The sequence below is a fragment of the Phaeobacter sp. BS52 genome (assembly GCF_045040595.1).
Taxonomy (GTDB): Bacteria; Pseudomonadota; Alphaproteobacteria; order Rhodobacterales; family Rhodobacteraceae; genus Phaeobacter; species Phaeobacter piscinae.
This window is the reverse complement of sequence record NZ_CP090662.1, coordinates 2,361,764-2,381,322: the sequence shown is the minus strand read 5'-3', so window position 1 is coordinate 2,381,322 and position 19,559 is coordinate 2,361,764. Positions and strand designations below refer to the sequence as shown.

General features: G+C 59.5%; 20 protein-coding genes and 2 pseudogenes. 14 read left to right on the top strand and 8 right to left on the bottom strand.

Going from position 1 to position 19,559, the window contains the following annotated elements:
• The first annotated feature begins 61 nt into the window (after positions 1–61).
• Entirely contained in the window at positions 62–1,567 is a 1,506-nt protein-coding gene (locus L0Z65_RS11490; RefSeq protein WP_405107718.1) for a class I adenylate-forming enzyme family protein, read from the top strand.
• A gap of 65 nt (positions 1,568–1,632) precedes the next feature.
• Here L0Z65_RS11490 and rpe read toward each other — a convergent pair whose 3' ends face one another.
• Positions 1,633–2,322, bottom strand: a complete 690-nt coding sequence (gene rpe, locus L0Z65_RS11485; RefSeq protein WP_405107715.1) for a ribulose-phosphate 3-epimerase — start codon at positions 2,320–2,322, stop codon at positions 1,633–1,635.
• Positions 2,323–2,498: 176 nt separating this feature from the next.
• Here rpe and phnC point away from each other — a divergent pair, with 176 nt between their 5' ends.
• The 5 genes and pseudogenes from phnC (at position 2,499) to L0Z65_RS11460 (ending at position 7,328) form a co-directional block, all read left to right on the top strand.
• Positions 2,499–3,317 carry a phosphonate ABC transporter ATP-binding protein gene (gene phnC, locus L0Z65_RS11480; RefSeq protein ID WP_040171131.1) on the top strand — a complete coding sequence of 273 codons (819 nt, stop codon included), beginning with the start codon at positions 2,499–2,501 and terminating at the stop codon, positions 3,315–3,317.
• A 57-nt stretch (positions 3,318–3,374) separates the two neighbouring features.
• Positions 3,375–4,283, top strand: coding sequence for a phosphonate ABC transporter substrate-binding protein (gene phnD / locus L0Z65_RS11475; protein ID WP_405107711.1), 909 nt, complete (start codon positions 3,375–3,377; stop codon positions 4,281–4,283).
• Positions 4,284–4,428: 145 nt separating this feature from the next.
• A pseudogene (gene phnE / locus L0Z65_RS11470) lies at positions 4,429–5,300 on the top strand (phosphonate ABC transporter, permease protein PhnE).
• Positions 5,297–6,667, top strand: coding sequence for a phosphonate ABC transporter, permease protein PhnE (phnE, locus tag L0Z65_RS11465; protein ID WP_405107708.1), 1,371 nt, complete (start codon positions 5,297–5,299; stop codon positions 6,665–6,667). Before phnE (L0Z65_RS11470) ends, phnE (L0Z65_RS11465) begins: the two are co-directional and overlap by 4 nt.
• 46 nt (positions 6,668–6,713) lie before the next feature.
• The gene (locus L0Z65_RS11460; protein ID WP_405107706.1) at positions 6,714–7,328 is read left to right on the top strand and encodes a chloramphenicol acetyltransferase; all 615 of its coding nucleotides are present in this window, start codon (positions 6,714–6,716) and stop codon (positions 7,326–7,328) included.
• 43 nt (positions 7,329–7,371) lie between these two features.
• On the opposite strand, the gene phnF is transcribed toward L0Z65_RS11460, so the two are convergent.
• Entirely contained in the window at positions 7,372–8,106 is a 735-nt protein-coding gene (phnF, locus tag L0Z65_RS11455; RefSeq protein WP_405107703.1) for a phosphonate metabolism transcriptional regulator PhnF, read from the bottom strand.
• A 108-nt stretch (positions 8,107–8,214) separates the two neighbouring features.
• Between phnF and phnG the strand changes: the two genes are divergently transcribed.
• The 7 genes from phnG to phnN all read left to right on the top strand — a co-directional run bounded on the left by phnG (position 8,215) and on the right by phnN (position 13,550).
• Positions 8,215–8,691 carry a phosphonate C-P lyase system protein PhnG gene (gene phnG, locus L0Z65_RS11450; RefSeq protein WP_405107700.1) on the top strand — a complete coding sequence of 159 codons (477 nt, stop codon included), beginning with the start codon at positions 8,215–8,217 and terminating at the stop codon, positions 8,689–8,691.
• Positions 8,691–9,287 carry a phosphonate C-P lyase system protein PhnH gene (phnH, locus tag L0Z65_RS11445; RefSeq protein WP_405107697.1) on the top strand — a complete coding sequence of 199 codons (597 nt, stop codon included), beginning with the start codon at positions 8,691–8,693 and terminating at the stop codon, positions 9,285–9,287. Before phnG ends, phnH begins: the two co-directional genes overlap by 1 nt.
• A 3-nt stretch (positions 9,288–9,290) precedes the next feature.
• Complete coding sequence (locus tag L0Z65_RS11440) at positions 9,291–10,400, top strand: carbon-phosphorus lyase complex subunit PhnI (RefSeq protein ID WP_405107694.1); 1,110 nt, start codon at positions 9,291–9,293, stop codon at positions 10,398–10,400.
• 260 nt (positions 10,401–10,660) lie between these two features.
• The gene (locus L0Z65_RS11435) at positions 10,661–11,518 is read left to right on the top strand and encodes an alpha-D-ribose 1-methylphosphonate 5-phosphate C-P-lyase PhnJ (protein WP_405107691.1); all 858 of its coding nucleotides are present in this window, start codon (positions 10,661–10,663) and stop codon (positions 11,516–11,518) included.
• Positions 11,518–12,288 (top strand): phosphonate C-P lyase system protein PhnK, encoded by a 771-nt coding sequence (gene phnK, locus L0Z65_RS11430; RefSeq protein WP_405107688.1) that lies wholly within the window; start codon positions 11,518–11,520, stop codon positions 12,286–12,288. Before L0Z65_RS11435 ends, phnK begins: the two co-directional genes overlap by 1 nt.
• A gap of 9 nt (positions 12,289–12,297) precedes the next feature.
• Positions 12,298–12,981 carry a phosphonate C-P lyase system protein PhnL gene (gene phnL / locus L0Z65_RS11425; RefSeq protein ID WP_405107686.1) on the top strand — a complete coding sequence of 228 codons (684 nt, stop codon included), beginning with the start codon at positions 12,298–12,300 and terminating at the stop codon, positions 12,979–12,981.
• Positions 12,978–13,550, top strand: a complete 573-nt coding sequence (gene phnN / locus L0Z65_RS11420) for a phosphonate metabolism protein/1,5-bisphosphokinase (PRPP-forming) PhnN (RefSeq protein WP_405107683.1) — start codon at positions 12,978–12,980, stop codon at positions 13,548–13,550. The genes phnL and phnN overlap by 4 nt, the downstream gene beginning before the upstream one ends.
• Here the strand turns inward: phnN and L0Z65_RS11415 are convergent.
• The gene (locus tag L0Z65_RS11415) at positions 13,532–14,215 is read right to left on the bottom strand and encodes a DUF1045 domain-containing protein (RefSeq protein WP_102897669.1); all 684 of its coding nucleotides are present in this window, start codon (positions 14,213–14,215) and stop codon (positions 13,532–13,534) included. The two genes, phnN and L0Z65_RS11415, sit on opposite strands and share 19 nt — an antisense overlap.
• A gap of 52 nt (positions 14,216–14,267) precedes the next feature.
• Between L0Z65_RS11415 and L0Z65_RS11410 the strand changes: the two genes are divergently transcribed.
• Positions 14,268–15,410 (top strand): alpha-D-ribose 1-methylphosphonate 5-triphosphate diphosphatase, encoded by a 1,143-nt coding sequence (locus L0Z65_RS11410; RefSeq protein ID WP_096870554.1) that lies wholly within the window; start codon positions 14,268–14,270, stop codon positions 15,408–15,410.
• A 72-nt stretch (positions 15,411–15,482) separates the two neighbouring features.
• On the opposite strand, the gene L0Z65_RS11405 is transcribed toward L0Z65_RS11410, so the two are convergent.
• The 5 genes and pseudogenes from L0Z65_RS11405 to L0Z65_RS11385 form a co-directional block, all read right to left on the bottom strand.
• Complete coding sequence (locus L0Z65_RS11405) at positions 15,483–15,962, bottom strand: class I SAM-dependent methyltransferase (RefSeq protein WP_014879105.1); 480 nt, start codon at positions 15,960–15,962, stop codon at positions 15,483–15,485.
• Positions 15,963–16,721 carry a polysaccharide deacetylase family protein gene (locus L0Z65_RS11400; protein WP_040180495.1) on the bottom strand — a complete coding sequence of 253 codons (759 nt, stop codon included), beginning with the start codon at positions 16,719–16,721 and terminating at the stop codon, positions 15,963–15,965.
• Positions 16,718–17,860 carry a glycosyltransferase family protein gene (locus L0Z65_RS11395; RefSeq protein ID WP_096870556.1) on the bottom strand — a complete coding sequence of 381 codons (1,143 nt, stop codon included), beginning with the start codon at positions 17,858–17,860 and terminating at the stop codon, positions 16,718–16,720. Before L0Z65_RS11395 ends, L0Z65_RS11400 begins: the two co-directional genes overlap by 4 nt.
• Positions 17,857–18,448: pseudogene (locus L0Z65_RS11390) on the bottom strand (histidine phosphatase family protein). Before L0Z65_RS11390 ends, L0Z65_RS11395 begins: the two are co-directional and overlap by 4 nt.
• A complete protein-coding gene (locus tag L0Z65_RS11385; RefSeq protein WP_405107677.1) occupies positions 18,445–19,464 on the bottom strand; it encodes a glycosyltransferase family 4 protein in 1,020 nt (339 codons plus the stop codon). The pseudogene L0Z65_RS11390 and the gene L0Z65_RS11385 overlap by 4 nt, the downstream one beginning before the upstream one ends.
• Positions 19,465–19,559 lie beyond the last annotated feature (95 nt).

Genomic DNA, 19,559 nt, shown 5'->3' with positions numbered 1-19,559 from the left:
GCGCCCATCGTTTCTGCGCCGCGTGATCCGACACGGCTCGTAAAATCACAGGGGATGATCCATGACGCTATGGCACGAATACCTTGAAGAGCACGCGCGCCAACGCCCCAAGGCCCCGGCTTTTGGCGACAGCGGTGGCGCGCGCTGGACCTATGGTGATCTCGCGCGGGCCTGCGATGCATTACGGACACATCTGGCCGACCTAGGTGTCGGGCCGGGTGATCGGGTGATGCTGCTCTGCGAGAATTGCTGCGCCGCGGTCGCCGCGTTGTTTGCCACATCACAGCTGGGAGCCGTGGCGGTTCCGGTCAACGCCCGGATGCGCGCGCCTGAGGTGGACCGGATCCTCGCTCATGCCAAGCCTGTGGTCGTCCTGTTGACCGCTGCGGCCTCGCCTGACGCAGCCGCCCATGCCAGCCGCTTCGGCGCGCATGCCATTGAAGGCGACTTTGGCCGCCTGCATGTTGTTTCTCAGGATGCAGATGGCAGATCCCACGTGCAGATACCCGAGGGGTTGGCGGTACTCCTTTATACGACAGGCACCACCGGCGCTCCGAAAGGGGTGATGCTAAGCCACGACAATCTGAATTTCGGCGGCGGCGCCTCGGCACGGTTGCGCGATATGACCAGCGAGGATGTGGTCTACGGTGTGTTGCCCCTTAGCCATGTGTTTGGCCTTGCGTCGGTTTTAACTGCTTCCGTGATGATCGGAGCCGAGGTGCGGCTTGAGACACGGTTCACGGCGGAGCGTTTTTATCAGGCGCTACGGTCCGGGGTCACGCTGGTGTCTGCGGTACCACAGATGCATGCGCTGGTGATGCAATATGCCAAGGAGCAGGGGCTGGACCACCTCGGCAGTCCGGATTTGCGCTATGTGTCGTCCGGCGCTGCGCCGCTGGATCCCGATTGGAAACGTCGGGCCGAGGCGTTTTATGGCGTTGCCTTGCAAAACGGATACGGCATGACCGAGGCGACCGCAGGCATCTGTGCTACACGCAACGGTTTGGGTGACCCTGATACGTCGGTTGGTCCACCGCTGCCCGGTGTTGATCTGCGTCTGGATCAGAGCGTTCCGGGTGGTGGCGATGGGTTGGGAGAGATCTGCCTGCGGGGCGGCAATGTCATGCAGGGATATTTCGCCAACCAAGAAGCCACGCAAACCGTCCTTGATTCAGCGGGCTGGTTGCGCAGCGGCGACATCGGGCGTTTGGACGAAAATGGCAACCTGCATATTGACGGGCGTGCCAAGGAACTGATCATCCACGGCGGCTTCAATGTCTTTCCGCCAGAAGTCGAAGCGGCGCTGAATGCCCACCCGCAGGTGGTTCAATCCGCTGTAGTCGGTCGCCCGCAGGGCGGAGATGAGCAGGTGGTTGCCTTTGTAGAGGTGGCCGTTGGGGATGAACCAACGGTGAGTGAATTGCGTGCCTTCGTGGCGGTGCAGCTTGCAGGCTATAAACGGCCCGGTCTCTTCATCCTGACGGACCAACTGCCAGCCGCACCGACAGGGAAGATACTGAAGCACGTGTTGCTGTCACATTTTGCGGATCAACTGCCCGCCGTATGATCCCACAAAGAAAAAGAGGCGCCCGACAGGACGCCTCTTACTCAAGGGGATCTGCCCGCTGGGCCTTATGCCCAGACACCGCTTGCAGCGGCGCGGATGTTGCGAATGTTCTCGCCGTAGACCTCAGGGGTATCGACAGAGCCGCCTTTGAAGACGGCGGAGCCCGCTACAAGAACGTCGGCACCGGCTTCGGCAACCAGTGGTGCGGTTTTCGGATCAACGCCACCGTCAATCTCGATATGGACCGGACGATCCCCAATCATCGCGCGCAGGCTGCGGATCTTGCTGGTCATATCAATGAATTTTTGCCCGCCAAAACCGGGGTTGACGGTCATCACGCAAATCAGGTCGGTCAGGTCAAGGAGATGCGCCACTGCCTCAGCAGGGGTGCCGGGGTTTAGTGCGACACCGGCTTTCATCCCGGCAGCACGGATCGCCTGCAGAGTGCGGTGAATATGCGCACCGGCCTCTACATGGGCGGTCAGAACATCGGCGCCCGCATCGGCATATGCGTCGATATAGGGATCAACCGGGGCGATCATCAGGTGGACGTCCATCACGGTTTTCACATGGGGTCGGAACGCCTTCACTGCCATCGGGCCGAAGGTGAGATTGGGCACAAAATGACCGTCCATCACGTCAATATGGACCCAATCGGCCCCCTGAGCTTCGATAGCCTGAATTTCCTGGCCGAAGTTGGCGAAGTCAGCAGACAGGATAGACGGCGCGATCTTGATGGAGCGGTCGAAAGACATGGCAGCGGTTCCTTGGGTTCGTGGACAGCGTTTTGCCGCCATATAGCGGCTTGGAGGCTGCGCGCCTAGGGGGCAGTGGTGGGCACGAGGGATGGCGTTACAAAAGCTTCACCGCGATGACACACAAGTTTTGATCTCGCACCTTAGCTAGTCCCAGACAGAGACGGGAGCCTCAGGTGCTGCGAATTGACAAACTGACCAAGAGATTCGGCGATAAAATCGCGGTGGATACCGCCACGCTGGATATCGATAAGCCTTGCATGATTGGCATCATCGGCCGGTCCGGGGCTGGTAAATCCACGCTGTTGCGCATGATAAACCGGCTCGGTGATGCCAGCGAGGGGCGGATCCTTTTCGAAGGGCGAGACGTGACCCAATTGCGCGGCAAGGAGAAGCGCGCCTGGCAATCGGATTGCGCGATGATCTTTCAGCAGTTCAATCTGGTGCCGCGCATGGATGTCGTATCCAACGTGCTGCACGGTACGCTCAACCGACGCTCAACCTTGGCGACGTTGTTCAATCTCTATCCGATGGATGACATCCACCGTGCGATCGACATCCTTGATCGGCTGGGCATCGCGGAACACGCCGCCAAACGGGCAGAGGCACTCTCCGGCGGTCAGCAGCAACGCGTCGCTATTGCCCGCGCCCTGATGCAGGATCCGGCGATCATTCTCGCCGATGAACCGATTGCCTCACTGGATCCGATGAACGCACAGACCGTGATGGAGGCCCTGCGCCGTATCCATGAAGAGGATGGCCGGACTGTGATCGCGAATCTGCACACGTTGGACACGGCGCGCCGCTACTGTGACCGCGTTGTTGGCATGCGCGATGGGCGTATCGTCTTTGACGGGCTGCCAGAGCAACTGACCACGGGTGTTGCCCGCGAAATCTATGGTGCCGGTGATGATTTCTCCGAAGCCGCCACCTCCACCGAGATTGAGACCCTGAACCGTACCAAGCCGCGCCGTCAGCCAGCTGTGGCTGTTTGATAGCATTTCCAAACCCGGCCGTGTCTGTGCCGGGATGACCAACCAGAGAGATTGAATATGAAAAACCTGTTTGCTGCCATTCTGGCGACCACAGCCCTGACCGCACCCGTTCTGGCAGATACCTCGGAGATTCAGGAATTCCGCATCGGTATTCTCGGTGGCGAGAATGCTCAGGATCGTTTGAACAACAACGAGTGTCTGCGCCAGAAAACCGAAGATTTGCTGGGTGTTGAAACCAAGCTCTTTGCCCCGGCGGATTACAACGGTGTCATTCAGGGCCTGTTGGGCGGCACCATCGATATGGCATGGTTGGGCGCATCGGGTTACGCCAAGACCTACCTGAGCGATCCGGCGGCTGTTGAGCCTATCCTCGTGAAGGTCAATAACGATGGTGGCTACGGCTACTACTCCGTTGGTTTTGCCCGCAAGGACAGCGGCATCACATCGCTGGACGACATGCAGGGCAAGACCTTTGGTTTTGGTGACCCGAACTCCACCTCCGGGTTCCTGATCCCCTCAATCGAGATCCCTGAAGCAACCGGGGCGACGATGACGTCGGGCGACTATTTCGGTGAAGTGAAGTTCACCGGCGGCCACGAACAGACCATCGTTGCGGTCGTGAATGGCGATGTGGATGCGGGCGTCAGCTGGGCCGACGGCCTGGGGGAGTGGGAAGATGGCTTCAACTCAGGCGCACTGCGTCGGGCTGTTGATGCGGGCCTCGTTGACATGAATGATCTGGTGCAGATCTGGCAGTCGAAGCCGATCCCCGAAGGTCCGGTGGTTCTGCGTACAGAATTGCCCGAGGACGTAAAACTGAAGATGACCGGCTTGATGGCATCCCTGAAATCAATGGATGCGGAGTGTTTTTACGGTGTCGCAGCAGGTGAGGCCAAAGGTTTCATGCCGATCACCCACGATGCCTATGAGGTGATCATCGAAGCGCGGAAATTGAAGTCCAACTAATTTCAGTACCAAAGCGTGCGGGGGCGGAGCGTGAGCATCGCCCCCGGCCATTTTGACGGCCAATTGCCAACGGTCTGAGCAGGCCAGCAGAGATGCTCTGTCCCATAGGCTGTTGACGCAATTGCTGCCACACAGGATCGCAGTCATGACACATGCAACAGTCTCGGCCCGGCCAGTGGCTGATATACAGGCCGAATATCAGGCACTAATCCAGCGAAAACGCTTGTATGGCGGGGTCATTCTGGCGGTATTTGTCGCCATGATGGCAGCCGGTTTCCGGATCGCAGATGATCGCAATGCTTAGCTCATTCTGGAATGGCATTACCCATGTTTTCGACTACCCCTCCGAGGTGCTGTCAGAAGCGGTCGAGAAGGTTTCCCTGCTGCCTGCGCATGTGGTGCAGTTCTTCCCCGCGTTGATCGAGACACTGAATATTGCCGCTGCGGCCACGCTGATTGGCGCCATTTTTGGCACTCTTCTGTCGCTGTTGGCGACGCGGGGTCTGGCCCGCTGGCCGTCCTTGATCCCGGTCTTTCGCCGGTTGCTGGATATCTTCCGCGCGATCCCGGAAATCGTGATCGCACTGGTTCTGATCTTTCTTCTGGGTGGCGGCCCTGTGCCTGCGATGATTGCGATTGCAATTCACACGGCGGGGGCTCTGGGCAAACTGTTCTCGGAAGTGAATGAAAATGCATCCCTGAAACCAGTCGAAGGGCTGGCCTCCGTCGGCGCTGGCTGGGCGCAGCGCATGGTGTTGGGCGTTTTCCCTCAGGTTGGCCCAAACTATGTCAGCTACGCGCTCTTGCGGTTTGAAATCAATATTCGGGCTTCGGCGATCCTCGGTTTCGTCGGGGCTGAGCGGCATCGGGTATGAGCTGCGCAACGCGATGTCCTGGGGGCAGGGACGCTACGACGAAGCTGCTGCAATCTTTCTTCTGCTGTTTTTCACCATCGTCCTGGTGGATCAACTGTCGGGCCTGCTGCGTGACCGGTTGACCCACGGAGCCAAACAATGACGACTTTTGACACGACCGTCCCGCCGACTCTGCGCAAATTGGATATGGAACGCCTGTTCATGCGCAAGCGCGCCTTGAGCCTGGCGTTGCCGCTTTTGGTGCTTGCCTATCTTGCCTATGTGTTTGTCGCCTTTGATGTGGCGGGGCTGGCTGAGCGGATGAACCCGAAGAATGCGCGCACATTGGTAGCAGACAGCTACAGTTACAAAACCCACGTCACCCGTGATAATCGCAGCGGTGCCGTCAGCGTGGCCGTTGAGGGAGAGCGCAAGGGCGCCTATCCGGACGGGCAGTTTCCGGAGTGGGTGACGCTTGCCGATACCTCTTCGCAGGTGACGATCATCGACCTCGAAGATGGCTATGAGGTCCGGTTCGGTCCTGAGACCATCGCCTTTGACATACCCGGCTATGGCACGATCCGAGCAACGCCAAGCCGCAGCGCCGGTGTGCAGGCGGAATTCCCGGCGGGGGAATTGCCGGATTGGATCAATGCCTCCAAGAACCGGCTGGCCGTCACGACGGACGCCGGGCGCCTGACAGTAACCCGCAACCGGGCGGAGGTGTTTCGCTATTTTGCCGGTTGGGAGCTATTTTTCTTCACCTTGGACAGCCCGTACCATGGCATGGGCATCGGTGAGCTGATGACGCGAGCTGCAACCGGCGAAGCAGGTGCGATTTTTCATGATGTCTGGACCAATAAGATGTGGCGTCATCAGGATGTCGCCTGGGCGATTTTTGAAACACTTCTGATGGCATTTCTGGGAACGATGGGGGCGGGTCTGATTGCGCTTCCGCTGGCCTTTGCGGCCACCCGGAATTTCATGCCGCTGCGCGCGGTTCGCTTTGCCACCCGTCGCGTGTTCGACTTTGTGCGCGGGGTGGATTCGCTGATCTGGACCGTTGTTCTGGCACGGGCCTTCGGTCCCGGACCGTTGACTGGGGCGCTGGCAATTTTGGTGACGGATACCGGAACCTTCGGCAAGATCTTCTCCGAAGCACTGGAAAACGTCGATCAGAAACAAATCGAAGGCGTCGCCTCAACCGGCGCCAAGCTAGCGCAGCGCTACCGGTTTGGCGTGATCCCGCAAATTACACCGGTGTTGCTCAGTCAGCTGCTCTACTTTCTTGAGTCGAACACCCGCAGCGCGACAATTATTGGCGCCATCACCGGTGGTGGCATCGGGTTGCTACTGACGCAGGCAATCATCACCCAGAAAGACTGGGAAGAGGTCGCATACTACATCGTATTGATCATCCTTATGGTGATGTTGATGGATTGGCTCTCCGGCTGGCTTCGTCGCCGCCTGATCAAGGGAGAGCCGGGTCGTAAGGCGCGCCGCCAAGGGGCCGCGATGTTGCTGCCCTGACTGTCGGGGCTTCGTCTCATTGATGTATCCCATTGAAAGCCATCAGATGCCTCGTCTCGCTGCCGATCACCCGTATTTGCACCCAAATTGTGCCATCACCAACAGCCAGTTCGGCGCATTTGTCGAAATCGGCGCAGACAGTCGCGTGCAGAACAGCCGGTTTGGTGATTACAGCTATTGCGATAGAAACTGCGATATCGCCAATGCGGAAATTGGGAAATTCTCTAATATCGCCAGTGCAACCCGGATCGGGGCCACCGACCATCCCCTGCAAAGGGCTTCCCTGCACCATTTCCTCTATCGGTCGTCGAGCTATTGGGACGATGTGGAGGATGACGCGGCTTGGTTTGATCATCGGGCCAGTCGTCTGGTTCATATTGGACATGATACCTGGATCGGTCACGGCGCGCTGATCAAGCCCGAGGTTACAGTCGGCCATGGCGCAGTTGTGGCGTTGGGTGCGGTGGTGACCAAGGACGTAGCTCCCTACACGATTGTCGGGGGCAATACCGCCCGGCTGATCCGCCGCCGATACACTGAGACCGTCGCTGAACGAATGATGGCGTTGGCCTGGTGGGACTGGGAGGATACCCGGGTGAAGGCTGCGATTCCCGACTTTCGTGTGCTGAGCGCTGAGGCATTTCTGGAGAAATATGCGTAGCCTCCGTCGGGGCCGATTTTAGGCCCGTGTGTGTCGTTGCCGATTAACCGTGATCCGCTTTGCTGCTATTAGGGTCGCTGACCGTCAGGGTGACGCGATCTCCCGCAAACCAGGTGCGCCCGAATTCAACCGGGTCGCCGTTTGGCCCGACGTTGATACCAGTGGTTCGCAAGATTGGGCTGCCTTCGGAAATCTTCAAATGCAAGGCCTGTGTGGCAGTTGCAAGCTTGGCAGTGATACGGGTCTCGATCCTGGTGAAATCAGCAACGCCGCAGTGTTTTAGCGCTTCTGTTACTGACTGGGACTCTTTCAGTGCGGCAAGCAGATCTGGGAAATCGTCTGCCGGAAACACGCTTTGAAACAGCGCGATGGGTTCACCATCCGCCAGGGACAGCCCGTCGTAGACATGCACGGCGGAACCGGGATCAAGGCCTAACGCCTCTGCTTCGCGCGGGCCAGCGGCGCGGGTCTCTAGCGTCAGGATCCGCTTGGCGGGAATGCGCCCCAGACGCGCAACGTTCTGGTGAAACCGCACCCGTTTGCCAATCGGATACTCCGTCGGCTGCGCAGCGACAAAGACGCCAGCCCCCCGTCGGGCATGGACCAACCCCTGATCTGCCATCTCAGACAAGGCGCGCCGCACAGTGTGCCGGTTCACGCCGAACCTGCCTGAGAGCTGCACTTCGGGTGGCAGCTTGTCTCCGGTCTGATAGCGACCCTGCGCGATATCATCGGTGAGGCTGATGGCGATGGATTTCCAGATAGGCGTACGGGCCATGTCACGAAACTTTCACAAGGTTGTCGTTGCGCGGTAAGGGGTAGTTCAGCTAATATTTGTCTAGTTGTATATATTATATAGACAAACAGGCCAAGAGGCTTAGACAAGATGAACAGTGAAAAGAGCATGACAGCGGGTGAGAATAGAAATCACGCCAATCGCAAGGCGTGGATGAGTCTGCTGGCCACTGCAGATGCAAAGGCGCTGCAAGATCTGTGGCAGGACTACGGGTGCAATCCCGATCATACCTGGCTTCGCCCGCCGGAGGTTGGTGGCGTCATGGTGCAGGGACGGATGGGGGCCAGCGGCGCGTCCTTCAATCTGGGTGAGATGACGGTCACCCGCTGCGCGCTGACACTGCCGGATGGCACTGTCGGACACGGATATGTGCAGGGGCGCAGCAAGGGTCAGGCAGAGACTGCGGCCAAGGTCGATGCGCTGATGCAGACAGGCGCAGCAGAGGATGTTCGTCGCCAGATTCTGTCACCGCTTGAGGCTGCAAGGCAGGCGCGAAAAATGAGCCGAGCTGCAAAAGCCGCTGCGACAAAAGTTGATTTTTTCACCATGGTGCGAGGGGAAGACTGATGTCGTCACAAACCCAGGCGTCCCATTTTTCCGGAGGTTTCACCGCTCCGCCGATCCAGTCAGCGAAAGCGTTTCGCGCTGCGATGACCGCCATGGCGCGGCCCGGTGAGATCAAAGACATCACTGGCGCCACTCCTCCCGAAGGGCTCTCGGTTGCCGCAGGATGCCTGTTGTTGACGCTCTGCGATCCAGACACGGGCCTCTATCTTGCGTCCGACGTGGATCGCCCTGCTGTGCGGGACTGGATTACCTTTCACACAGGCGCGCCTTTTGTCAGGCCGGAACAGGCTGACTTCGCCATCGGCGGATGGTCAGCACTTGCGCCGCTGGATCGTTATCGCATCGGAACGTCGGAGTATCCGGATCGCTCGGCGACCCTGATTGTCGAGTTGCCGTGCTTTGACACGCCCAACGCCGAGTTGCGTGGCCCCGGCATCAAGTCCAGCACCGAGATTTGGCTGCCAGACATCGGTCCGTTTCAGGCCAATTCCATGCTCTTCCCACTTGGCTTTGACACCTATTTTGCCGCCGGTAGCCAGGTTTCTGCGCTGCCCCGATCCAGCCGGATCACGCCGCTTTCCAATAAAGGAGGCTAAGACATGTATGTAGCCGTAAAAGGGGGCGAACGGGCGATTGACAACGCCCATGCCTGGCTCGCCGAGGAACGCCGTGGAGACACTTCTGTGGCGGAGTTGAGCCTCGCCCAGATCCGCGAACAGCTCAGTCTTGCCGTAAATCGCGTGATGGCGGAGGGCTCGCTCTATGATCCTGATCTGGCGGCACTCGCGATCAAGCAGGCGCGGGGGGATCTGATCGAAGCGATCTTTCTGATCCGCGCCTATCGCACCACCTTGCCACGGTTTGGCACGACACGGCCGGTTGAAACCAGCCGCATGGTCTGCGACCGCCGGATCTCTGCAACATTCAAGGACGTGCCGGGTGGACAGGTGCTGGGGCCGACGTTCGACTACACCCACCGGCTTTTGGATTTCAAACTCGCGGCGGAGGCCGATGCAGAAGATCAGCCGCAGGCGCAGACAGCCGTGCCTAGGCGTGCAGACACCCCGCATATTCTGTCGTTTCTGGATGGCGAAAACATCATTGAGCAGGAGGCACAAACCGATGAAACACCGGGTGATTTGACGCGCGAGCCGATGTCATTTCCGGCAGGGCGGGCGGTGCGTCTTCAGTCGCTGACCCGAGGTGATGAGGGGTTCATCCTCGGCATGGCCTATTCGACACAGCGTGGCTATGGGCGCAACCATGCCTTTGTGGGTGAGTTACGTATCGGCGCCGTGCCGGTGGAGATGGAGATCCCCGAACTTGGCTTCGCCATCGAGATTGGCGAGGTTGAGTTGACGGAATGCGAGACTGTGAACCAGTTCAAGGGCTCAAAAACTGTGCCGCCGCAGTTTACCCGTGGCTACGGGTTGGTGTTCGGCCAGTCAGAACGCAAATCTATCGCTATGGCTCTGGTTGATCGTGCCCTGCGCTGGGAAGAGCTCGGCGAAGATAACCTCGGCGCCCCCGCGCAGGATGAGGAATTTGTCCTCAGCCACGCCGATAATATTCAGGCCACGGGTTTTCTAGAGCATATCAAACTGCCGCACTACGTGGATTTTCAGTCCGAGCTGGAACTGGTCCGCAAACTGCGCCGCGAGGCAGTGGAGCTGGCGGAACAAATGGCAGCAAAGGAGGCGGCAGAATGAGGCTAGTCTCCCCATCCATCAGTATTGCTCGTTTCGGCGTACCAGTCACCTCCTGGCCGATCAGGATGATTGGGCGATTTGTATTCAGAGCCGTCAAGGCCAATCCAAGTCCAAGTGCCATCAGGTTCTTTGCGGAGGCTATCCCTTCGACGTTTCTTTCGACGGTAGTCCCAAAGAGCGAACACCCCGAAGGCCAAAATCAAAATCCAGGAAATCAGGGGCGTTTGCATAAAACGGTTCCTGCAACGAATTGAGGCAACATGTCTGACTACAACTTTGCATATCTGGACGAACAGACCAAGCGGATGATCCGCCGGGCGATCCTCAAAGGGCTGGCGGTGCCGGGCTATCAGGTGCCCTTTGCCAGCCGCGAAATGCCGATGCCCTATGGTTGGGGTACGGGTGGGGTGCAGGTGTCGGCTGCGACGCTGACACCGGATGATACGCTGAAGGTCATTGATCAGGGCGCGGATGACACCACCAATGCGGTCTCGATCCGGAAGTTTTTTGAAAACACCGCAGGCGTGGCCACCACCGAAGAAACCGCAAAGGCCAATGTCATCCAGACTCGCCACAGGATCCCGGAAGCGGAGCTGAGCGAGGATCAGATCCTAGTCTATCAGGTGCCGATCCCGGAGCCCTTGCGCTTCCTTGAGCCGCGCGAAACCGAAACCCGCAAGATGCACAGTTTGCAGGAATACGGATTGATGCACGTGAAACTTTATGAGGATATCAGCCAACACGGCGCCATCGCGACCTCCTATGCGTATCCGGTGAAGGTCGCAGATCGCTATGTGATGGATCCGTCTCCCATTCCAAAGTTCGATAATCCAAAGATGAACATGGCGGCGATCCAGCTGTTCGGCGCGGGGCGTGAACAGCGCATCTATGCCGTCCCGCCTTATACCGAAGTGGTCTCACTCGACTTCGAGGATTACCCGTTTGAGGCCAGCAAGGCAGCCCATCCCTGCGATCTCTGCGCGGCAGAGGACAGCTATCTGGATGAGATGATCCTGGATGATGCGGGGAACCGGATGTTTGTCTGCTCCGACACGGACTATTGCCGATCCCGGCGTGACGCGGGCCATCTCGGCCGCCTGAGCGCGGAGGCCGCGTGATGACGCCGCTGTTGCAAGTAAAAAACCTGGCCAAGATGTATGGCGCGCGGATTGGCTGCACGGATGTGAGCTTTGATCTCTATCCGGGCGAAGTCATGGGCATCGTCGGGGAAAGCGGGTCGGGAAAATCGACCCTGTTGAACAGTATGGCGGGGCATCTGACGCCGGACCGGGGTGAGGTGATTTTTGACACCCGTGCGGACGGGCTTGTGGACACGGTCACCATGTCGGAACCGGCGCGTCGCATGCTGGGGCGCACGGATTGGGCCTTTGTCCATCAGCACGCCCGCGACGGTTTGCGCATGTCTGTGTCAGCTGGTGGCAATATCGGTGAGCGGTTGATGGCGGTGGGGGATCGCAACTATGGCAACATCCGTGCCCGCGCCGCCGATTGGCTGGGCCGTGTCGAGATTGCCGAAAGCCGGATTGATGATCGGCCCTCCGCTTTCTCTGGTGGTATGCAGCAACGGTTGCAGATTGCTCGCAATTTGGTCACCGGACCGAGGCTGGTCTTCATGGATGAACCCACGGGGGGGCTGGATGTTTCGGTACAGGCGCGACTGTTGGATTTGCTACGCAGCCTGGTGCGCGAGATGGGGCTGAGCGCGATCATCGTGACCCACGATCTTGCTGTGGTGCGGCTTTTGGCGGATCGGCTGATGGTCATGAAAGACGGCCATGTCGTCGAGACAGGTCTGACCGATCAGGTGTTGGACGATCCGCAGCATGCCTACACCCAATTGCTGGTTTCCAGCGTTCTTCAGGTCTGAGGATCCGAGATGATTGAACTTCAAAACGTGAGCAAGAGCTTCATCTTGCACAATCAAGGCGGCGCGGTCATCCCGGTCATGGAGGGTGCGAGCCTGAAGGTCGCGGCAGGGGAGTGTATTGGCCTTACCGGTGCGTCCGGAGCCGGAAAATCGACCCTGATGCGGGTGATTTACGGCAACTACCTGGCCGCCTCCGGGACGGTCATGATCGGTGGGGTGGATGTCGCTAGGGCCGCACCCCGCGAAATTCTGGCGCTGCGACGCGAGACGCTGGGCTATGTGAGTCAGTTTCTGCGGGTGGTGCCGAGGGTGCCGACATTGGATGTCGTGGCGGAGCCTCTTCTGGCTGTTGGGGTTGACCCGGCGGCGGCGCGCGACCGCGCTGCAATACTGCTCGCGGGGCTGAACATTCCCGAACGCCTTTGGCAGCTCAGCCCGACAACATTTTCCGGTGGGGAACAGCAGCGGGTGAACATCGCGCGGGGTTTTGCCCATACCTATCCTGCGATGTTGCTGGATGAGCCGACCGCGAGCCTTGATGCGCAAAACCGCGCCACGGTTTTAAGCCTGATCGAGGAGGCGAAGGCGCGCGGGGCGGCCATCATTGGAATTTTCCATGATGAGGCTGCGCGCGAACAGGTCTGTGATCGCTTTGTCGATGTGTCCGCCTTCACACCGAAGGCCGCCGCATGAGTCCGGGATCAGTCAAAGCGCCGGTGATTGCTGTGGTCGGCCCGTCGGGCGTCGGCAAAGACAGCCTGATGGAGGCGCTACTTGAGCGCATTCCGGGCTTGGTGAGGCAGCGCAGGATCATTACCCGCGCACCGGAACTCGGCGGGGAAGACTACGACGCTGTGACTGAGGAACAGTTTGCTGCGCTTTGCGTCGCGCCGGGTTTTGCCCTGCACTGGGAAGCGCATGGACTACGCTACGCGATTCCGCGGTATATTGACGAGCTGCGCAATCGGGCATCGGGTGTTCTGGTGAACCTCTCACGCAAGGTACTTCTGGAGGCTGAGGCGGCCTTCGACACGTTGGTTATTCTTTCTGTCACGACAACACCCGAGGTGCTCGCTGAAAGGCTTATGACGCGCGGGCGTGAGGATCGCGCGGAGATTGAGCGCAGGCTTGCCCGCGCGGCAACACCTATGCCTGCCGGATTGTCGCAGGTGATTGAGATCGACAACAGTGGTCAGTTGGAAGAGGCGGTCCAAGCAGCGGAAACCGCCCTCATGCCCTGGCTTCAGCCGGAAAGGGCGTGACGATGCAGCAGGTGAAACCGTCCGTCGCTGTCCTCGCCAACCAAAGCCAGATCGCCAATGACAAGGGGCGTTGGCAGCTGGGGAACCAAACGATCCTGCAGCACAGCTTCGATTGCGGGCAATTCTGCCTTCGGGCGTTTGCCGCTCAAGGTGATGTGGAACCGGAAACTGTCACCCACATAAGGGTAGCCCCATGTCACCAGCGCTTGTTCCTGTGCGGGAGACAACCCACTGGCGCGTCGTTTCTCCAGCTCATCCAGTGTGGCGGGGGCGCGAAATTCATCCAGATCGCGAACGCAGTCAAATGCAAGACGGTTCAGCCCCAGTTGATCCCCGCGCGGGCACAGGGCGAGGAAACGGCCAAGTCGGGTCAGGGACAGCCCGTCCAGTATCACCGGTTTTGCAGCAGAGGCGAACTGCGCAAACCGCTCGGCCAGCGCGTCAAATGTCGTTCCCTCCGCAAGCCGGAACGGCGGTTTTATGGTCGCGTGCAGCCCGTATTTGCGCGGCACATCGGTGATGGCCGCCACGTTGAGGCCGGTGCCGGTGGGATGGTCCAACGGAGATCCCTCATGCACGTCCCAACCAAGCCAACTGGATGCAAACCGGCTCCATTCCGCCTGTGCAGGCGGGACATAATAGATCGCGTATCGCGTGACTGTCACAATGGCCTCCTAAGTGTGGCCCGTTCTATAGCTCAAATTGTGTGAAATTCAGATGACAGAACCTTTGATCCTTGCCAATGCCACTCTTGTCCTTCCCGGTGAAACCCGCGTCGGCTCCATTATCCTGACCGAGGGGGTGATCACTGACATTGCGGATGGCGCATCCGTTCCCAAGGGCGCTGTTGATCTTGACGGTGATTATCTCTGCCCTGGTCTTGTCGAACTGCACACGGATAATCTGGAACGCCATATCCAACCCCGCCCCAAGGTAGACTGGCCCCACGCGGCAGCGATTATCGCACATGACGCTGAACTGGCAGGCACCGGTATCACCACAGTTTTCGATGCGATGCGAGTGGGCTCAATCAACGCAACGGAGTCCCGATATGGTGCATATGCGCGCAGCCTTGCAAGCGAGCTGCTTGAGTTGCGCGAGCAGGATGCGCTGAAAATCAGCCATTTCCTGCATCTGCGCGCCGAAGTCTGTTCTGAGACGCTTGTTGATGAGCTTAACGAATTTGGTGAGGCGGATCGTGTCGGCCTTGTCTCCCTGATGGATCATACCCCAGGGCAGAGACAGTTTCGGGATATGTCGAAGCTGGAAGCCTACGTCAAAGGCAAGCACGGCTTTGACGACGATGGTTTCAAGGCGCATGTCGCCGGGTTGAAGCGCATGCGCGACATCTACGGTGATCTGCACGAGGTGGAGGCCGTGAAGGCCGCGCGCCGCTTTGGTGCGGTCCTGGCAAGTCATGATGATACAACCGCGGAGCAGGTGGCGGTGTCCGCCGGTCACGGTATCCATTTGGCGGAATTTCCCACCACGGTAGAGGCCGCGCGGGCCTGTCACGACCATGGTATCAAGGTGATGATGGGGGCACCCAACCTGATCCGGGGGGGATCGCATTCCGGGAATGTCGCGGCCAAGGATCTGGCACAGCTGGAACTCCTTGATGTGCTGTCCTCGGATTATGTGCCTGCGGCCTTGTTGCTGGCGGCAGCGCAGCTTGGCGAAATCTGGGGAGATATTGCGCGCGGTTTGGCAACGGTCACCTCGGCCCCGGCGGATGCGGTCAATCTTACGGATCGCGGGCGTATCGACATTGGGAAGCGGGCGGATTTGATCCGCTTTCGAATGCGGGCTGGCGTTCCAGCGCTGGGTGCGGTCTGGTCACGTGGCAATCGTGTCGCCTGATCCTAGGGTGCAAGATGTAACAAAAAACGCCCCGGACTGTTCCGGGGCGTTTTTTCAAGCATCGCGGGGCTCTCATCTCACCTGATAGAAAAGATAGCGCCCAGGAGGTATCCCTTGCGGGCCGTCCAGCTCATCAAATCCGACGAGGGGCTGACCAGAAACGATGATCCCTCCCTGTGCCATCACAGCCGCAATCGCCGGGGACAGAGCGGCGGCTTCGGCAATGTCTTTTTCTTTCACACCAAAACCAAGGTCGTAGTGGGCCAATATGATCGGGCTGCGTTCCTGTGCCAGCTTGTCCAGCATCGGGCGGGCCTCGCCTTGCAGGAAATCAGCCTCTGGCGGCACACAGGAGGGGTGGCATTGCAGCACCCGGTCAATAACGCGAACCCGCCGGTCCGGCAGTGTTTCGCGCAGGTGATCATAGGTGCGCCCGTTGCCCAAACCGATGTCGAGCACATCTCCGGCAAGGTTGCGAACCTGCTCTGCAGCCCAATTCAGCCCATCCCGCTGCGCGGTCAGACGGCGCAGCATGGAATCCAAGCGGCTCATTCAGATAATCCTTTCATCAAATACCCAGGCGCGCCCCGGACCATCCAGCAGGCGCCGCATCACATCCTCGCAAAATCCCCAGGTCGCATCATCCTGCACCAGATGATGGGTCAGGATGCCGTAGGGTTCGGCGACATCGGCGTGCCCCTTACGACGCGCGGCAAGCTGTGTCACCAGCTGTGACAGCAGCAGCGTTGGCGCTACAAGCCCGCGCGAGCCCTTCCAGTCAATCGGGTCGAGGTGGGTGTTGATCTGCCAGAGCCCCGGAGCCGCTTTTGCTCGGCGGCGCGGGGTGAAGGTCGACAGGGCGCTGTAGCCCAACCCGGCGAGCCAGGGTTCGACGTCGGGATCTATCCGGTTCCAAGGCGGGACAAACATGGGTCGCAGCCGGTCACCCAACAGGTCGCGCAACCGGTTCAGAGCATTTTCAGCGTCCTCCAACACATCGTCGATTGGACGGTGGGTGCCAAATTCCGCCTTCTTGTCACCGGTGCCTGCGTGGTTTTCATGCGCCCAGCCATGCACGACGGGCACCAATGTATCCACGTGCGCCAACCGGGCGGCAAGGGCGGGCGTGGCATCACGCGCAACAATCGCAAGATGGGCGGGCAGGGCCAGGCGTTCTGACAGCTCAATCAGTCGGTCCAACTGGGGCGTGGGGGCAATAGCGTCGTCGTCGCGCCACCAGATTGGCAGGATCAACCCATCGTCCTGCCATCGAGAAAGCTCGCGGTCCAAACTGGTCCAATCCGGTGTCATGCACGCTCCTTTGCCAAGTTGCACGCAATCTCTACCGTTCGGGCGGCGCCGTCAAACCGGAAGCCATCTGTCGGTCGGGTAGGGGCGGAGATGACATCATCCAATGCCGCGCAAAGCATCTCCGGCGTCAAATCGGCAGCAGCCAGAGAGGTGATGCCATCGAGTGGGGTGAGGCTGGCGGCACGCAGAGATTGCTCAACTTCGTTGCCCGCATCAAAGGGAACAATCACCGCAGGCACACCCGTCTGCAGTATGTCTAGTGCGGTGTTGTAGCCGCACATGCTGACTGAGGCGGCAGCGCCCTGCAGCATCTGGCGAAAATCTGGCCGCGCTGGCTCCAGAATAGCAGCCGTCTCGCCGTGCTGTTCTTTCAGGTGCGCGATTTCCTCCGCTGCATTATTTCCGCCTATCAGGATGCGCCATCGCAGGGCCGGTCGCAATTTGGCGGCTTTTGCAGCAACCCGATAAAGTGCAGACCCAACGCTGCCGCCACCGGCGCTGACAAGGATCTCGCCTTCGCCAACACCCTCAGGATGCGGCGTCGGCGCAGCTGGAGCAACGTATCCCGTGTAGTGAAGTTTCTCCGAGATTTGGGGGGTCACCGGCCATGAGGCCTCCAACCGGGTGGCCTGCGGGTCGGAATGCACCAGCACGCCGTCGTAATGTGTCGTTAGGATAGTAGCGGCATCTTCCGCCTTCTTGGGTTTTGAAGGTGGTGCGAGAATGTCGCGTATTGATGCCAGAATGACCGGAGGTCTGGGCAGAGTGTTGGCCGTATCCAAAAGTGCCAGAAACTCCTGCTTCAGGCTGCGCCGACCGAAGGGAAACAACTCGGTGATCAGGATATCGGGTTCGACATCTCGAAGTGTATCGCAGAGCTGTTCAACACGATTGTTGAGATAGGTATCGTCCGCGATCTCGCCGGTTGGAGCCAGCAATCTGTTAAACGCCACGCCATCAGAGCGCAGCGGCGGCAGCTGGATCAGATCGACGCCGCTGTGATCAAGGTGGGGTGCGGGTCCGCCGCCCGATACTACATAGGCCCGATGCCCGGCAGCGGCGAAGGCACGACCCAGCGTAAGGGCACGGGACAGATGTCCTGTGCCCAACAGATGCGTTACGGCAATCAGAATTTTCATTCCGCAGCCCGTTTGCTGAGGCGCACTGGTTCGGCAATGGGCGTGAGCGTGCCGTTGCCATCAATCTCCACTACGAACAATCGATTGCGCTTGATCTGAAACGGGGCGGGGCCGTCAAAATTCCAGCCATGAGCCCGGGCGAGGATCATCCGCATGATGCCAATGTGGCAGACTGCAACCGTGTCTTCGGTCAGATCTGCAAGCCAAGGGGCGATTCGCTCCCAGACCTCCTGCGGGGTTTCCCCACCGGGCGGGCGGTAGTGCCACCCCCAATTTTCAATGTCGCGAAACCCGCTGGTTGGATCGGATTTAAGCTCCTTGCCGTGTTGCCCTTCCCAGTCGCCCCAGTTCATTTCAATCAGGGCCGGGCTAGTTTTTGGCGGGCGCCCGGCGACCAGCTCCGCGGTTTCAGCCGCGCGTTTAAGGGGGCTGGACCAGAGGGACGCCCGATCCCATGGCGCGGGGAGGGACTGCGCGGAAAGTTCAGCGCGGGCAGTGTCGTCCAGCGAGATGTCACTGCGCCCCTGTATGCGGCCTAGCGCGGTTCCAATCGGTGTGGCCGTGGCGCAAGAGAGCAAGCCTGATCATGATGGGATCTCCAGCAAGGGTGAAAGTGTTGGCCACAAACGTTGTGCGGCCGCCGGTGCAAGGTGCCGGTCTGCGATCCGGCTGCGAACGCGGCTCGCCTGTCGATCACACAGGGCGGGATTATCAAGCACCTGTGTCAGTGCTTGTGCATAGCCTTCCGGGCCGCTGTCCGGTGGCGGGGTAAGCGCAGGCAAATCCCACCTGGTGACAACGTCACGCAGACCCGGGCGATCTTGTGCCAGGACCGGAACCCCGTGGGACTGGGCCTCCAAATAAACCATCCCGAATGCCTCGTTGACGCCAGGCCAGACAAAGATGGAGGCTTGTCTATAGAACATGCCCAAGGCGTTCCGGTCCAACTCTCCCAGAAAACGCACTTTGTTACCAAAGCGCGACATCATCTGCTCTACCTCGGATCGGGCCGGGCCGTCTCCGACGATATCCAGTCGCCATGGTCGCGAAACCTGAGACAGCGCGTCGGCAAGAAGGCGATAAGACGTGAGTTTGTCACCCTCCCTCATCATGCCGACACACAGCATGGCGCCGGACCGGTCACTGGGCTCCGGCAATCGATGATCCGGCAGAAACGGCGGCAGGTGAACCAGATGCTGATCGCGATACCTGTCCCGCAACAATGTCTGGTGGTCCTGCTGTGTCAGATAGAAAATGACAGAGGCTGCGTCCGCTGCGTCATGGGCGGCTTGGGCAAACTCGGACCAAGGGCCCGACAGGCGCTTCTTGGCTCGTGTCGATTCCACTTGCACATAGGGGATCGCAAGTCGGCGAGCGACGGCTGGTCCGATCAGGTCGGGCGCTTTGTAATAGTTGTGGTAGGTCAGCCAGAGATCCGGTCGTTCCGCTTTTGGCGCCGTTGCCATCTCGGTGCAGATGCGGTCGACTTCCTGCGCCGCCTTGGCGCGCAGAATTGCCTGACGCTCTGCATCGCCTGATTTGTCGTAGATCCGCAGTTCGCTGGCCAATGTGACAACCGCGCCAGAATCAGAAAGCAAACCCATCAGGTTTCGCGCCATTTCGCGGTCGCCGGAGGGGACCGGATGGCGCGGCGATTTCATTGGCGCGTAAAAGGCTATAGTTCGGCCCTGGCCAAGCG